The 14,896-nt window shown below is 73.9% G+C and carries 14 protein-coding genes; 3 read left to right on the top strand and 11 right to left on the bottom strand.

Annotation, left to right across the window (positions count from 1 at the left end):
* The 3 genes from ilvD to ACRAKJ_RS11850 all read right to left on the bottom strand — a co-directional run bounded on the left by ilvD (nucleotide 1) and on the right by ACRAKJ_RS11850 (nucleotide 4,417).
* Complete coding sequence (gene ilvD, locus ACRAKJ_RS11860) at nucleotides 1-1,725, bottom strand: dihydroxy-acid dehydratase (RefSeq protein ID WP_438923584.1); 1,725 nt, start codon at nucleotides 1,723-1,725, stop codon at nucleotides 1-3.
* A gap of 10 nt (nucleotides 1,726-1,735) precedes the next feature.
* Complete coding sequence (locus ACRAKJ_RS11855; RefSeq protein WP_447008932.1) at nucleotides 1,736-2,269, bottom strand: GNAT family N-acetyltransferase; 534 nt, start codon at nucleotides 2,267-2,269, stop codon at nucleotides 1,736-1,738.
* Nucleotides 2,270-2,380: 111 nt separating this feature from the next.
* Nucleotides 2,381-4,417 carry a discoidin domain-containing protein gene (locus ACRAKJ_RS11850; RefSeq protein ID WP_438922146.1) on the bottom strand — a complete coding sequence of 679 codons (2,037 nt, stop codon included), beginning with the start codon at nucleotides 4,415-4,417 and terminating at the stop codon, nucleotides 2,381-2,383.
* 115 nt (nucleotides 4,418-4,532) lie between these two features.
* Here ACRAKJ_RS11850 and ACRAKJ_RS11845 point away from each other — a divergent pair, with 115 nt between their 5' ends.
* The gene (locus ACRAKJ_RS11845) at nucleotides 4,533-5,531 is read left to right on the top strand and encodes a substrate-binding domain-containing protein (RefSeq protein WP_438922147.1); all 999 of its coding nucleotides are present in this window, start codon (nucleotides 4,533-4,535) and stop codon (nucleotides 5,529-5,531) included.
* Here the strand turns inward: ACRAKJ_RS11845 and ACRAKJ_RS11840 are convergent.
* Nucleotides 5,528-6,598 (bottom strand): spore photoproduct lyase family protein, encoded by a 1,071-nt coding sequence (locus tag ACRAKJ_RS11840; protein ID WP_438922148.1) that lies wholly within the window; start codon nucleotides 6,596-6,598, stop codon nucleotides 5,528-5,530. The two genes, ACRAKJ_RS11845 and ACRAKJ_RS11840, sit on opposite strands and share 4 nt — an antisense overlap.
* A 104-nt stretch (nucleotides 6,599-6,702) precedes the next feature.
* On the bottom strand, nucleotides 6,703-7,104 hold the full coding sequence (locus tag ACRAKJ_RS11835) for a hypothetical protein (protein WP_438922149.1): 402 nt from the start codon (nucleotides 7,102-7,104) through the stop codon (nucleotides 6,703-6,705).
* Nucleotides 7,105-7,539: 435 nt separating this feature from the next.
* Between ACRAKJ_RS11835 and ACRAKJ_RS11830 the strand changes: the two genes are divergently transcribed.
* On the top strand, nucleotides 7,540-8,421 hold the full coding sequence (locus tag ACRAKJ_RS11830) for a peptidoglycan-binding domain-containing protein (RefSeq protein WP_438922150.1): 882 nt from the start codon (nucleotides 7,540-7,542) through the stop codon (nucleotides 8,419-8,421).
* Nucleotides 8,422-8,467: 46 nt separating this feature from the next.
* On the top strand, nucleotides 8,468-9,427 hold the full coding sequence (locus ACRAKJ_RS11825) for a pirin family protein (RefSeq protein ID WP_438922151.1): 960 nt from the start codon (nucleotides 8,468-8,470) through the stop codon (nucleotides 9,425-9,427).
* Here the strand turns inward: ACRAKJ_RS11825 and ACRAKJ_RS11820 are convergent.
* The 6 genes from ACRAKJ_RS11820 to ACRAKJ_RS11795 form a co-directional block, all read right to left on the bottom strand.
* Nucleotides 9,424-9,618: a hypothetical protein gene (locus tag ACRAKJ_RS11820; protein ID WP_438922152.1), complete on the bottom strand. Its 195-nt coding sequence runs from the start codon at nucleotides 9,616-9,618 to the stop codon at nucleotides 9,424-9,426. The two genes, ACRAKJ_RS11825 and ACRAKJ_RS11820, sit on opposite strands and share 4 nt — an antisense overlap.
* A 5-nt stretch (nucleotides 9,619-9,623) precedes the next feature.
* Nucleotides 9,624-9,956 carry a YnfA family protein gene (locus ACRAKJ_RS11815; RefSeq protein WP_438922153.1) on the bottom strand — a complete coding sequence of 111 codons (333 nt, stop codon included), beginning with the start codon at nucleotides 9,954-9,956 and terminating at the stop codon, nucleotides 9,624-9,626.
* Nucleotides 9,957-10,003: 47 nt separating this feature from the next.
* Complete coding sequence (gene atpB / locus ACRAKJ_RS11810) at nucleotides 10,004-10,768, bottom strand: F0F1 ATP synthase subunit A (protein WP_438922154.1); 765 nt, start codon at nucleotides 10,766-10,768, stop codon at nucleotides 10,004-10,006.
* 102 nt (nucleotides 10,769-10,870) lie between these two features.
* Nucleotides 10,871-11,107: a hypothetical protein gene (locus ACRAKJ_RS11805; protein ID WP_438922155.1), complete on the bottom strand. Its 237-nt coding sequence runs from the start codon at nucleotides 11,105-11,107 to the stop codon at nucleotides 10,871-10,873.
* A gap of 173 nt (nucleotides 11,108-11,280) precedes the next feature.
* Nucleotides 11,281-12,381 carry an acetate/propionate family kinase gene (locus ACRAKJ_RS11800; protein WP_438922156.1) on the bottom strand — a complete coding sequence of 367 codons (1,101 nt, stop codon included), beginning with the start codon at nucleotides 12,379-12,381 and terminating at the stop codon, nucleotides 11,281-11,283.
* 1 nt (nucleotide 12,382) lies between these two features.
* Entirely contained in the window at nucleotides 12,383-14,731 is a 2,349-nt protein-coding gene (locus ACRAKJ_RS11795) for a phosphoketolase (RefSeq protein ID WP_438922157.1), read from the bottom strand.
* Between the last annotated feature and the right edge of the window lie 165 nt (nucleotides 14,732-14,896).

Genomic DNA, 14,896 nt, shown 5'->3' with positions numbered 1-14,896 from the left:
TCAGTCGCAGACGGCCCCGCGCGACGCCGAGCCGACCAGCTTCGCGTACTTCGCCAGCACACCGCGCGGGTAGCGGGGCGGGGGCGGGGTCCAGTCCTGCCGGCGGACGGCCAGCTCGGCCTCGTCCACGTGCAGGTCCAGGGTGCCCTCGGCGACGTTCAGGGTGATCCGGTCGCCGTCGCGGACCAGCGCGATCGGGCCGCCGTCGGTGGCCTCCGGGGCGACGTGGCCGACGCACAGGCCGGTCGTGCCGCCGGAGAACCGGCCGTCGGTGAGCAGCAGGACGTCCTTGCCCAGCCCCGCGCCCTTGATCGCCGCGGTGATGGCGAGCATCTCGCGCATCCCCGGACCGCCCTTGGGGCCCTCGTAGCGGATGACCACGACGTCGCCCGCGGCGATCGTGCCGTCCTCCAGGGCGTCCATCGCGGGGCGCTCCCGGTCGAAGACCCGCGCGGTGCCGGTGAACACGTCCGAGTCGAACCCGGCGGACTTCACCACCGCGCCCTCCGGCGCGAGCGACCCGTGCAGGACCGTGATGCCGCCGGTGCGGTGGATCGGGGACGACAGGGCGCGCAGCACGGTGCCGTCGAGGCCCGGCGGGTCCAGCTCGGCGAGGTTCTCGGCGACCGTGCGCCCGGTGACGGTCAGGCAGTCGCCGTGCAGCAGGCCCGCGTCCAGCAGCGCCTTCATCACCACGGGCACGCCGCCGATGCGGTCCACGTCGGTCATCACGTGCCGCCCGAACGGCTTGACGTCGGCCAGGTGCGGCACCTTCGCGCCGATCCGGGTGAAGTCCGCCAGCGACAGCTCCACCTCGGCCTCGTGCGCGATGGCCAGCAGGTGCAGGACCGCGTTGGTGGAGCCGCCGAACGCCATCACCACGGCGATGGCGTTCTCGAACGCCTCGCGCGTCATGACGTCGCGGGCGGTGATCCCCCGGCGCAGCATCCCGACGACGGCCTGGCCGGAGCGCCGGGCGAACCCGTCGCGCCGCCGGTCGGTCGCGGGCGGGGCGGCGCTGCCGGGCAGGGACATGCCCAGCGCCTCGGCCGCGCTCGCCATCGTGTTCGCCGTGTACATGCCGCCGCACGCGCCCTCGCCGGGGCAGATGGCGCGTTCGATCCGGTCGACGTCCTCGCGGCTCATCAGTCCCCGCGAGCACGCGCCGACCGCCTCGAACGCGTCGATGATCGTCACCTCGCGGTCGGTGCCGTCCGACAGCGTCACCCGGCCGGGCAGGATCGAGCCCGCGTAGAGGAACACGCTCGCCAGGTCGAGCCGGGCGGCGGCCATCAGCATCCCGGGCAGCGACTTGTCGCAGCCGGCCAGCAGCACCGTGCCGTCCAGCCGCTCGGCCTGCACGACCGTCTCCACGCTGTCCGCGATGACCTCCCGCGACACCAGGGAGAAGTGCATCCCCTCGTGGCCCATGGAGATGCCGTCGGACACCGAGATCGTGCCGAACTCCAGCGGGTAGCCGCCCGCCGCGTGCACGCCGTCCTTGCTCGCCTTCGCCAGCCGGTCGAGCGGCAGGTTGCACGGGGTGATCTCGTTCCACGACGAGGCGACGCCGATCTGGGGCTTGCCCCAGTCCTCGTCGCCCATGCCGACGGCCCGGAGCATCCCCCGGGCGGCGGTGCGCTCCAGGCCGTCGGTGACGTCGCGGCTGCGGGGCTTGATGTCCGGCGTCTGCTCCGGGGTCCGGGTCTCCGGGGTCTGGGTCATGGGTCGGAACCTAGTCCCCCCGGACGGCCCCCGCACCGGCCGCGGGTCGTTCGTAGACGACCTCCAGGCCGTCCTCCTCGTCCCACTGCTCGCCGACCTCGACGAACCCGTACTGGGACGCGAGCCGGTAGGACGGCTCGTTGTCCGGGCTGATGGTCACCCGGACGGTGCGCACCAGCGGTTCGTCGGCGGCCCGCCGCAGCAGGGCTTCGAGGGCGGCGCGCGCGTAGCCGCGGCGGCGGTGCTCCGGCGCGACGGCGTAGCCGATCTCCACCATCCCCGCCGAGTCGGGCGGGCCGTGGTACCCGGCCCGCCCGACGGGGATGCGCAGCTCCTCGTCCCAGATCACGCCGGTGGTCCAGTCGGCGGAGGTCGGGTCGTCCTCGGCCTGGGCCAGGCGCATCCGCCACACGCCCCGCCACTCCTCGCCCGCGAAGGGCGGCGTCAGCGGCACGGGGCTCAGCGCGTTGGCCGCCTCCAGGTCGCCGTCCACGAGGGCGCGGAACACCGGCCCGCTCAGGTGCACGATCCGCACGTCAGCCACCGGACCAGCCTGGCACACCGCGCGCGGTGATCGCCCGACAGCGCCCGGTACCGGGTCGGTGGTACCGGGTCGGTGGTACCGGATCGGCGGTGTCGGATCGGCGGTGTCGGGTCAGCGGTACAGCCGGACGTCCGCGACGCTCCACCAGCTGCCGGACGCGGCGGTCGCGGTGACGCGCAGGTACCGGGCCCGGGTGGTCGGCACGTCCGCGGTCGTCAGCTGCCCGACGCCGGTCCCGGTGGCCAGGGTGCGCCACCTCGTGCCGTCGTCGCTGACCGACAGCTCGTAGCCGCGCGCGTAGTCGCCGAGGTTGCCGCCGCTGTCGATCGCCACCCGGCGGAACCTCTCCCGCTCCCCCAGGTCCACCTGGAGGTACTGGCCCGGGACCTGCGCGGCGCCGGTGCTCCAGCGGGTCGAGGCGTCGTCGTCCACCGCGAGGCGGGCGTCCGCGCCGGTCGACGCGGTGGCGGTGGCGCCGTCCAGCGGCACGGGGTCGTACCGGCCCGTGAGCGCGGGGCTGCGCGGCCAGGTGAAGGTCGCCAGCGCGCCGCCGGGCAGGGTGTGCTCGAACGTGCGGTCGCCGACGTTGACCGCGAACGTGCGCGGGTCGTCGTTCTGGTTGTGCACGACCAGGGCGGTGGAGCCGTCGGGGTTGCGGAAGGCCACGTCCATGACCTGCCCGTTCCAGCCGGTGGTGCCGAACGACGTGCTCGCGACGCGCTTCGCGCCGGGCTTCACGAACTTCGACAGGTGGCCGATCGTGTAGTACTCGGCGTCGGTGGTGACGCTGCCGTCCGGCTGGACCGTGACCAGGCCGGTGCAGGTGGCGCAGCCGCCGTTGTGCGGGCCGCCCGTGCTGTCCAGGGCGATGTTCCAGTTGACCGCGCTGCGCGCCCAGTTGCGGGTGGTGCCGAGCACGACGTTGCGGGCGTGCCAGGTGAGCGTGTCGCGGAAGACCTTGGCGGGCGGGTCGGTCTCGCCCTTCGAGCCGGAGCACTCGGTGAACCAGATGCCCTTGTCCGGGAACGCGTCGTGCAGCGCGGTCTGGGCGCTCGGGTCACCGTAGTAGCAGTGGTACGCGGTGCCGGCGACCCAGCGCGCGGCCCGGCTGCCCAGCACCTGGTACGGGTAGTCGGTCTCCGGGTCGGAGCCGGGTGGGGTGGTCGCGGCGTCGTTCGGATGGGTGGCCCAGTTGTGGTCGTAGGCCAGGATCTTCGTGCGCGGGCTGGCGAGCCTGAGCTTGGGCCCCAGCGCCTCGATCACCTCGAGCTGCTGCGCGACGGGCATGTCCGTGCCGGGGTAGGCGTCGGGCGTGCGGTTCTGCGGCTCGTTCTGCACGGACAGGAAGTCGATCGGCACGCCGGCCGCGGTGTACGCCTGGACGAACTTCACCAGGTACCGGGCGTAGGCGTCGTAGACGCGCGGGTCGTCCTTGAGCCGGCCGCCGACGAGCGAGTCGGTGGTCTTCATCCACGCGGGCGGGCTCCACGGGGTCGCCATGACCTTGAGCGCCGGGTTGAGGCGCTTGGCCTCGCGCAGCAGCGGCAGGACCACCGCCCGGTCGCGGTCGACGCTGAAGCGGCGCAGCCCGAAGTCCGTCTCGCCGGGCGGCACGTCGTCGTAGGTGTAGTGCTCGGCCTCGGCGGTGAAGTCCGAGGAGCCGACCGGCTGGCGCAGGAAGCTCACGCCGATGCCGTGCACCGGGTCGAACAGCTTGCGCATCGTCCCGGCCCGCACGTCGGGCGCGAGGCCGTGCAGCACGGCGGCGGACGAGTCGGTGATGGACGCGCCGAAGCCGTCCACGGCCTGGTACGTCCGGTCCGGGTCGACCACGATCGTCGGGTGGGTGGACGGCGTCGTGCCGAACGGGACGCGCGGGCGTTCGGCGAGCAGCTCGGCGCGGTCCGGCGTGGTCACCCACACCCGCGCCGCCACCCCGCGCTCACCGCCCTCCCGGTCCGCCTGCCCTGCCCGGTCCGCCCCGGCCGCCCGATCCGCCACGCCGGCCACGCCCGCCTGGCCGGACTGCGCCCCGGTCGCGGTCGCGGTCCCGGTCGCGGCCCCGGACGCCGCTCCGGTCGCGGTCGGCGTGATCGCCAGCGCAATCGTCAGCGCGACCGCCGCGACCCCGCGCACGGTTGTTCCCATAGCCACCCACCTCGGTGTGTAACACGTGATCAATCAGGGTGAAACACGTTGTTCCGGGATGGAACACGGTTGCCCGGTTCGACGTCAAGAGGCAGGTCACGCGTAGGGTGAGGGCGTGGAGACCGACCGGCGGCGCACCAGGGTCCGCGACATCGCCGCGGAGACCGGCGTCTCGATCGCCACGGTGTCCCGCGTGCTCAACGACCACGCCAACGTGTCGCCGCGGACCCGTGAGCTGGTGCTCCGGGCCGTCGAGCGCCGCAAGTCCCGCGAGGTCGGCCCGCGCACGGTCGCCGTGCGGTGCCCGTACGAGCTGACCGACTACTTCGGCCTGATCGTGTCGGCCGTCGCCGAGGCGCTGCGCCTGCACGGCTGCCGCGTGCTGCTCGACGCGGGCGAGGCGTCCCAGCACGACGCCGTGCTGCCCGGCCTGCCGGATGAACCGGGCGTGGGCGCGGCCGTCCTGGTCCTGCCGCCCGAGGACGGCGACGAGCTGGTGGCGCTGGCGCGGACGGGTTTCCCGTTCGTCGTGGTCGACCCCCGCACGCCCCCGCCGCCGGACGTCGCCGCCGTGTCGGCCGCGCACTTCTCCGGCGCCCGCGCCCTGGCCGCCCACCTGGTCGACCTCGGGCACCGGGACATCGGCGTCATCGCCGGCCCGGAGGAGTGGCTGGCGGGCGACGCGCGCACGGCGGGCCACCACGCCGCGCTCGCCAGGGTCGGCGTGCTGCCCGCCCCGCACCGCGTCCACCACGTGGAGCCGACCGCCGCGGAGGGCCTGCGCGCGGCGGGCGAGCTGCTCGACGGCCCCACCCGGCCGACCGCGATCGTCTGCTTCAACGACAAGCTGGCCGTGGGCGCCCTGCACGCAGCCCTGGACCGCGGGCTGCGGGTGCCGGAGGACCTGTCGGTCGCCGGTTTCGACGACATCGACCTCAGCCGCGCCACCCGCCCCGCCCTGACCACGGTCCGCCAGCCGCTGCGCGAGATGGGGCGCATCGCGGTGACCCAGCTCATGCGGGTCCTGGACGGCCAGCGTCCCGAGGCGCTGCACCTGGAGCTGTCGACCACCCTGGTGGTCCGCGACTCGACCGGCCCGGCGCCGGGCCGCTAGAAGGCGTACCGGACGCGCAGGTAGGGGGCGTGCTCGGCCACCACGGCGAGGAAGTCGTCCAGCAGGCGGCGCTTGAGGCCCGCGCGGTAGCGGACGTTGACGCCGCCGCCCTCGCTGCGCTTGGCCTCCTGGAGGTCGGGCCGCCACAGCAGCTCCTCGGCCTTCGGGTGCCAGCCCAGGTTGACCTCGTGCAGCGCCCGGTTGTGCGTGAGCATGATGACCTCGGCCGCCAGGCGGTCGCGGGTGGCCGGGCTGGTCGCGTCGCCCAGGGACACCAGCAGCTCGCGCCAGTCCTCCAGCCAGCCGTCGTGGACGACGACCGGGCTGAGGTTGACGTGCACCTCGTACCCGGCGGCGGCGAAGTCGTCCAGGGCGGCCAGCCGCTCGGCCACCGGGCTGGTGCGGATGTCGAGCAGCTTCGCGGTGCGCTCGGGCATGAGCGAGAACCGCACCCGGGTCCGCCCGCGCGGGTCCCAGGTGAGCAGGTCGCGGTTGACGTGCTTGGTGGCGAAGGACGCCTTGGCGGTCGGCAGGTCGCGGAACAGCTCGACCAGGTCGCGCACGTTGTCGCTGACCAGCGCGTCGACGGAGCAGTCCGAGTTCTCGCCGATGTCGTAGACCCACGCCGCGTCGTCGACCTGGTCCGGCGTGGTCATCGGCCCCTGCCGCCGCACGTGCCGGGCCAGGTAGCCGGTGATCTGCTCGATGTTGGCGAACACCGTGATCGGGTTGGAGTAGCCCTTGCGGCGGGGCACGTAGCAGTAGGCGCAGGCCATCGCGCAGCCGTTGGCGGTGGAGGGGGCGATGAAGTGCGCCGACCGGCCGTTGGGCCGCGCCGACAGGGACTTCTTCACGCCCAGGACCAGCGCCTCCCGCTTGATCCGCACCCACCGGCGCACGTTGGCCTCGTCACCGTGCAGCTCGGGGATCTGCCAGTGGCTCGCCACCTCGACCCGTTCCGCGTCCGGGAAGCGCTCCAGCACGGCCCGGCCGCGCGGCAGTTCGGCGGCGGCGGGCTCGACGTAGATGCGGGTGGGCCGCAGGAGCGGGAGGGTCTCGGCGTTCACCCCTCCAGTGTCCGGACGGGACCGACAAAACGCCGGACGAGCGCCCGCCCGGTCCACGTGCGTCGTCAGCGCGTGGGTGGGGTCCGCCGAGCACGTGAAGGCGTTCAGCCCAGGTGGACGATGTCGGGTGACGTCTGCCACCAGAACGCCCAGCCGCCGACCTTCGTCGCCTGGACGTCGGTCTGCCACCCGTTGGCGACCTCGTCCGTGACGTCACCGGGATCGACGACGGCCTCCGGCACCTCGCGCGGGCTCGGGTGCTGGACCACCTCGCACGGCACGAGCACGCACGGCCGCGGGGCGAACGCCGAGTCCGCCGGGCCGGGACGGCGAGCACGTCGACCGCGGTTCGCCGGCGGGCCACAGGAACGGGCCGCCGACGTGGCTGTCGCGCACCCCGGGCGCACCGGGCCGCGGTGGAGCGGGGTGGTGACGCGGGCCACCTCCCCGATGCCGGGGACGGCGCGCCCCGCGACCGTCGGCGGGGGTGTGCCGGTGAACCTCATGGCGCACAAGGAATCCGGGCCCACTGACAGCTCCGGTCCGAAGCGGACGGACGACGCCCCCGTCCGTTCCCGGTCACCGGCGCGGACCCCGTCGACCGCGGTCCGGGCGCGACGGCGCGCGGCCCGCCGGCCCCGCGGGCTCGGGCCGGCGGAACCACCGCACGCACCGCCCGGGGGCGATCCGCGGCTCGGGGACCGACGCGTGCGGGACCGGCGCGTGCGGGACCGGCGCGTGCGGGACCGCTTCGCCGGTGGTCGGGTGGTTCGGGTGGGCGTCCTGTGACCTCATGGCGGCAACGTATCGGCGACCACCGACAATCCCGATCTACGTCAACGTCCAACCAACTACCACGCCATGCTGTCAAGCATTGCCAAGGGCGGCGGGTTCGCGCTTGACTGGCCGCGTTGTCGTCCGGACGTCGAACTGGGGTGGGCATGGGGTCGTTCACGACGGGGCCGTTGAAGGTCGTGCTGACGATGGCGCTCGCGGTGGGGCTGGCGTCCCCCGCGAACGCCGCCCAGCAGGTCGGACAGGCAGGACAGGACGAACGGGGCGCACGGGTCGCGGCGGCGTCGGTCGACATGGAGGCCGTGCTGAAGGCCGCGCAGATCGACCCGAGGCGGGCGGACTCGGCGATCACGCCGGGCGCCGGGGCCGGCGTGCTGCTGGTCGAACGGGCGCTGGTCGCGAAGGGGCTGCTGGCCCCGACGTACGCCGACGGGCACTTCGGCACCAGGACGGTCGACGCCTACGCGGCCTACCAGCGGTCGCTCGGCTACACCGGGATCGACGCCTCCGGGTTCCCCGGCCCCACCTCGTTGCGCCTGCTCGGCGAGGTCGGGCCGACCTACACCGTGACGCGGTCGGTGTCCGCCGGGTCCCGGGTGACCTACCGGGGCGCCACGATGAACACGCGCACGAAGGCCATGCTGGTCGAGGCGGAACGGCTGCTCGGCCGCGCGCTCGGCATCACGCAGGGCTCGTACAACCCGGGCGGCGTGGGCGGGTCGGCCGGCACGCACGACGGCGGCGGCGCGCTCGACATCTCGGTGTCCGGCATGACCGCGACCACCCGCACGGCGGTGGCGAGGGCGTTGCGGCAGGTCGGTTTCGCGGCGTGGGTCCGCACCCCGGAGCAGGGCGACTGGGGTTATCACGTCCACGCCATCGCGATCAGCGACCCGGACCTGTCGAGCGGCGCGCAGCACCAGGCCGGCGACTACTACCTGGGCCTCAACGGCCTGGCCAACCGCGGCGCGGACGACGGCCCGGCCGTCCCCAAGGTGACGTGGGAGGAGTACCGGCGCGCCCTGTGAGGCCCCCTCGCACGACGCCTACCATGGGTCCCATGGTGGCCACCGCATGAGCAACGTCGAGGCCGACCCCGCCGCGCTGGTGTGCACCACCACGTCCGGCGGGGTCGAGGTGCTCCCGGCCCGGGAGGTCCCCCTGGGCGGCCCGCGCGCGATGACCGTGCGCCGCACGCTGCCCCAGCGGTCCCGGACCATGATCGGCGCGTGGTGCTTCGCCGACCACTACGGGCCCGACGACGTGTCGGTCAGCGGCGGCATGGACGTCGCGCCGCACCCGCACACCGGCCTCCAGACGGCGAGCTGGCTGTTCAGCGGCGAGATCGAGCACCGCGACAGCCTCGGCGTGCACGCGCTGGTGCGGCCGGGCGAGCTGAACCTGATGACGGCGGGCCGCGGCATCTGCCACTCCGAGGTGTCGACGCCGACGACGACCGTCCTGCACGGCGTCCAGCTGTGGGTGGCGCTGCCCGACGCGGACCGCGACGCGCCGCGCGACTTCCAGCACCACGTGCCCGAGCCGGTCGCGGTGGCCGGCGCCGTGGCGCGGGTGTTCCTCGGCACGCTGCTCGGCCGCACGTCCCCCGTGCGCACGTTCACCCCGCTGCTGGGCGCGGAACTCGTCCTGGAGCCGGGCGCGCGGCTGGAGCTCGACGTCGACCCGGGGCACGAGCACGGCGTGCTGGTCGACCTGGGCGCGGTGGAGGTGGCGGGCGCGGCGGTCGCGCGCGGCGACCTGGGCTACGTCGGCCCCGGTCCGCGCTCGCTGGTCGTGGCCAACCCGGGCGACGCCCCGGCCCGCGTCGTCCTGCTGGGCGGCGAGCCGTTCGGCGAGGAGCTGGTGATGTGGTGGAACTTCGTGGGCCGCACCCACGACGAGGTGGTCGCGTACCGCGAGGAGTGGCAGCGGGGCACCGAGCGGTTCGGCGAGGTCGTCGGCTACCCGGGCGACCGCCTGCCCGCGCCGCCGATGCCGACGGGCCGCCTCCGCCCCCGCGCCAACCCCCGCTAGCGCCCGCCCGCGCCCGGTCGAGGTCCAGGGCGCACGGGCGGCACGAGCCCCGCCGTGCCGCTGCCGGGCGGCCCGTCCTCCGTCGACGACCACCGCTCGACCTGCGCGGCGACCGGCCCGGGCAGGGCGGCGAGCCAGGACAACCCCGGTTCCCGCCGGTACGACGCCCGCAACCGCTCGGGCGCCTCCACCCGCGTCAGCCGCGCGGGGCGTACATGATCACGGCCACGCCGACCAGGCAGATCGCCGCGCCCAGGTAGTCCCAGCGATCCGGCCGGAACCGGTCCACCGCCACCGCCCAGGCGAGCGAACCGGCCACGAACACCCCGCCGTACGCGGCCAGGATGCGCCCGAAGTGCGCGTCGGGCTGGAGGGTCGCCACGAACCCGTACAGGCCGAGCGACACCACCCCCGCGCCGATCCACAACAACCCCCGGTGCTCGCGGACCCCCTGCCACACCAGCCAGGCCCCACCGATCTCCGCCAGCGCGGCCAGTGCGAACAGCGCCAACGAGCGAACCACCGACATGGCGACGACCCTACTGGCCGACCCGCGGGGACACCGGTGCCGGCACCTCAGTGGTGGGTCGCCAGGGCGCGGCCGATGAAGTGGGCGCTCAGGGTCGCGAAGATGTACGCCTGGAGCACCTGGATCAGGGCCTCCAGGCCGGTGAGCGCGATCGCCGGCGCGAACCCGAGCAGTGACAGCGGCTTCAGCAGCGGTGGGGCTTCGAGGAGCAGGTACTCGCCGCCCAGGGTGAACACCATCAGCAGCAGGTGGCCCGCGAACATCGCGGCGAACACCCGGATCGCCAGGTTCACGGGGTCGAAGAAGAACTTCAGGATCACCTCGGTGGGGATGAGCAGGCCCCACAGGACGGGTTTCGGCACGTCCGGGATGATGAACTGGTTGCGCAGGTACCCGCGCAGGCCGTGCCGCCGGATGCCGACGACGTGGTAGAGCGGGAACACCAGCAGCGCCAGGGCCGCCGGGAACCCGATGTGCGCCATGGTCGGGAACTGCACGAACGGCACGATGCCGAAGATGTTGTTCACCAGCACGAAGGTGAACAACGACAGGATGAACGGCACGAACGGTCGGAAGTCGGCCGCGCCGATCTGCTCGCGGGCGATCGTGTCGCGGCCCAGGTCGTACACCGACTCGGCGGCGAACTGGAGCCTGCTCGGCACGAGCTTGAGGTTCCGGGTCGCGACGAGGAAGAACGCCGCGATCACCACCACCGACAGCACGAGCACGACCATCGGTTTGGTGACCCACCCGATGATCGGCGGCGGGAACAGGTCCGCACCGCCCGGTGGAATGAACGTGTCGTCGGCCATGGGCGCCCCCCGTCCAAGGTCTTGGCCCGACCGTAGCGGAGCGGGGGGCGTCGGCGGAAAGCCTTATGCCGAAAGCGGAACGACACGCCGCCCGGTGCGCCCTCAGCCGGCCGGCTTGTCCAGTTCCCGGCGAACAGCGGCCATCAGCTGCGACTTGATCCTCTCCGGGCCGTACCAGGTGCCGTCCAGGTCGGCGGCGGAGACGGGCACGACCTGGTCGAGCAGGATCCAGTAGTCGCCCCAGAAGGTCCTCGCCTCGACGTGCCGGGTGCCGCGCCGCGGCCTGCTCCCGCTGAGCGGAGCGATGAGGAGGCCGTCGGCGTTCTCGCGAACGATCACGACCTTGGTGTTCTTGTGCTTCCGGACGGATCCGACGATCGCTGAAGACATCGGTGCGTGCTCCACGTGGTGGGACCGGAGGGGACGGCACCAGCCTCTCCGACACCCGCCCACCGGCGAAGGCCGCATCGGCGACCGGCCCACCACAGTCGCCGAGCGGCGACGCCCGGCGTTCAGGACCGCAGGGCCGCGCGCACCCCGCGCGCGATCTCCAGGTCCTCCCGGGCCGTGACCACGAGGGTCCGGGCGGACGCCGAGGGTGCCGTCAGCTCCTCGTCACCGCCCACCGGACCACCGCCCACCGGACCACCGCCCACCGACGCGTTGCGGTCCGCGTCGACCACCACGCCGAGGAACGCCAGCCGCGAGGCCGCGCGCCACCGCACCGTCGCCGAGTTCTCGCCCACCCCGCCGGTGAAGACCAGGGCGTCCAGGCCGCCCAGGGACGCGGTCATCGCCGCCACCCCCGCCACCAGCCGGTGCACGTAGACGTCCAGGGCGAGCGCCGCGTCCGGGTCGCCCGAGGCCGCGGCGGCGTCGATCTCGCGCAGGTCGCCGGTACCGGCGAGGGCGGTGAGGCCGGAGCGCTCCTCCAGCGCGCTGGCGACCTCGTGCGGCGACAGCCCCTCGTGCTCCTCCAGCCACAGCACCAGCCCGGGGTCCACGGTGCCCGACCGGGTGGCCATGACCAGGCCCTCCAGCGGGGTGAAGCCCATCGTGGTGTCGACGCCGCGCCCGTCGGCGACGGCGGCCAGGGACGCGCCCGCGCCCAGGTGGCACGTCACCACGCGCAGCCCCGGCCCGAACCGCTCGGCGACCCGGCGGGCGCTGTGGGCGTGCGACAGGCCGTGGAAGCCGTAGCGGCGGATCGCGTACCGCTCGCGCCACTCGCGGGGCACGGCGTAGGTCGACGCGGCGGCGGGGAGGCCGGCGTGGAACGCCGTGTCGAAGCACGCCACGGCGGGCACGTCGGGGTGCAGCTCCCCCACCGCGTCCAGGGCCGCCAGCGACTTCGGCTGGTGCAGGGGCGCGAGGGCGGTCAGCTCCCCCAGCTCCGCGCGCACGCCGCCGTCCACCACGACCGGCCCGGTGAACCGCGTGCCGCCGTGCACGACGCGGTGACCGACGGCGTCCGGCGCCGGCCAGCCCGCCAGCGCGGCAGCCAGCCGGGACGCGTCCGGCGGCACGTCCGCGGTCCGCTCGACCTCGTCACCGGGGCCGAGCAGCCGCAGCTTCAGGCTCGACGAGCCCGCGTTGACGACCAGGACCCGCACGTCAGCCCCACGTCCAGCCGGCGATGGCCGGGTCGTCCTCACCGTGCTCGCGGGTGTGCTCGCGGGCGGCCAGCCGGGCGTCGGCCATGCGCTGCCGCAGCACCGCCGCCCCGCCGCCCAGCGCCGGCACGCGGTCGATCACGTCCATCACCAGGTGGAAGCGGTCGAGGTCGTTGAGCATCACCATGTCGAACGGCGTGGTGGTGGTGCCCTCCTCCTTGAACCCCCGCACGTGCAGGTTGCGGTGGTTGGTGCGGCGGTAGGTGAGCCGGTGGATGAGCGCCGGGTAGCCGTGGAACGCGAAGACCACCGGCTTGTCGACGGTGAACAGGGCGTCGAACGCGCGGTCGGACAGGCCGTGCGGGTGCTCGGTGTCGGGTTGCAGCCGCATGAGGTCGACCACGTTGACCACGCGCACCTTCAGCTCCGGCAGGTGCTCGCGCAGCAGCTTGGCCGCGGCCAGCGCCTCCAGGGTCGGGATGTCGCCCGCGCAGGCCAGCACGACGTCCGGTTCGCCGTCGGTGGTGCCCGCCCAGTCCCAGATGCCCAGGCCGCGGGCGCAGTGCGCGACGGCCTCGTCCATGCTCAGGTAGGTCAGCGCGGGCTGCTTCCCGGCGACGACCACGTTCACGTAGTGCCTGCTGCGCAGGCAGTGGTCGGCCACCGACAGCAGCGTGTTGGTGTCCGGCGGCAGGTAGACGCGGACGATCTCGGCCTTCTTGTTCACCACGTGGTCGAGGAAACCCGGGTCCTGGTGCGAGAAGCCGTTGTGGTCCTGCCGCCACACGTGCGAGGACAGCAGGTAGTTGAGCGAGGCGATCGGCGCGCGCCACGGGATGCCGCGGGTGGTCTTGAGCCACTTGGCGTGCTGGTTGAGCATCGAGTCGACGATGTGGATGAACGCCTCGTAGCTGGTGAACAGGCCGTGCCGGCCGGTCAGCAGGTAGCCCTCCAGCCAGCCCTGGCACAGGTGCTCGGACAGCACCTCGAACACCCGGCCGTCCGGGGCGAGGTGCTCGTCGCCGGGTTCGGTGGCCGCGTTCCACGACCGGTCGGTGACGTCGAACAGCGCCTGCAACCGGTTGGACGCCACCTCGTCCGGGCCCATGACGAGGAAGTTCGTCGGGTTGCGGCGGGTGACCTCGCGGAGGAACTCCCCCAGCACCTTCGTCGCCTCGCTGCTGCCGACGCCGGGCCGGTCGACGGCGACGGCGTGGTCGCGGAAGTCGGGCATCCGCAGGTCGCGCAGCAGCCGGCCGCCGTTGGTGTGCGGGTTGGCGCTCATCCGCCGGTCGCCGACGGGCGCGAGCGCGCGCAGCTCGGGCACCAGCCGGCCGTTCTCGTCGAACAGCTCCTCGGGCCGGTAGGAGCGCATCCACTCCTCCAGCCGCGCCCGGTGGTCGGCGTTCTCGCGGGTGCCCGACAGCGGCACCTGGTGCGCGTGGAACGTGCCCTCGACGCGCACGCCGTCCACCTCGCGCGGCCCCGTCCAACCCTTGGGGGTGCGCAGCACGATCATCGGCCACGCGGGGCGCGTGCGGCTCTCCTTGCACTCGGCGATCCGGTCGAGCACGGTGTCCAGGGTGGCGGCGAGCTGCTCGTGCACGGCCTTCGGCTCGTCGCCCACGACGAAGTGCGGCTCGTGCCCGTACCCGCGCAGCAGCGAGGTCAGCTCGTCGTCCGGGATGCGCGCCAGCACGGTCGGGTTGGCGATCTTGTAGCCGTTGAGGTGCAGCACGGGCAGCACGACGCCGTCGCGCCGGGGGTCGAGGAACTTGTTCGAGTGCCAGCTCGCGGCCAGCGGGCCGGTCTCCGCCTCGCCGTCGCCGACCACGCACACCGCGAGCAGGTCCGGGTTGTCGAACACCGCGCCGTAGGCGTGCAGCAGCGCGTAGCCCAGCTCGCCGCCCTCGTGGATCGACCCGGGCGTCTCGGGCGCCACGTGGCTCGGGATGCCGCCCGGGAACGAGAACTGGCGGAACAGCGCGCGCAGGCCGTCCACGTCCTCGCCGACGTGCGAGTACACCTCGCTGTAGGTGCCCTCCAGGTAGGCGTTGGCGACGAGGCCGGGCCCGCCGTGCCCCGGACCGGTGACGTGGAGCGCGTTGAGGTCGCGCTGCCTGATCACCCGGTTCACGTGCGCGTAGACGAGGTTCAGGCCGGGCGTGGTGCCCCAGTGGCCGAGCAGCCTCGGCTTGACGTGCTCGGGGCGCAGCGGTTCGCGCAGCAGCGGGTTGTCGAGCAGGTAGATCTGCCCGACGGACAGGTAGTTGGCCGCACGCCAGTAGGCGTCCAGCAGGGTGAGGTCGTCATCCTCGGACGGCATGCGCCCGACGCTAGCCGCGATCACCCCGGCCCGAAACTCGAACGGCGGGAGCCTGCTCGCGGCCGGGGGCGGCCGGCCGCCGGCTCGGTGCGCCGGGAGTGCCGGACCAGCCTGAGCAGGGGCGGGTCGATCGGCTCGGTGGTCGCCCCGTCCTCACCCCGACGCGGGAGCCCGACCCCCGGGCCGGGA

The organism is Saccharothrix sp. DSM 118769 (genome assembly GCF_052936295.1).
This window is presented reverse-complemented; position numbering and strand designations above follow the sequence as displayed.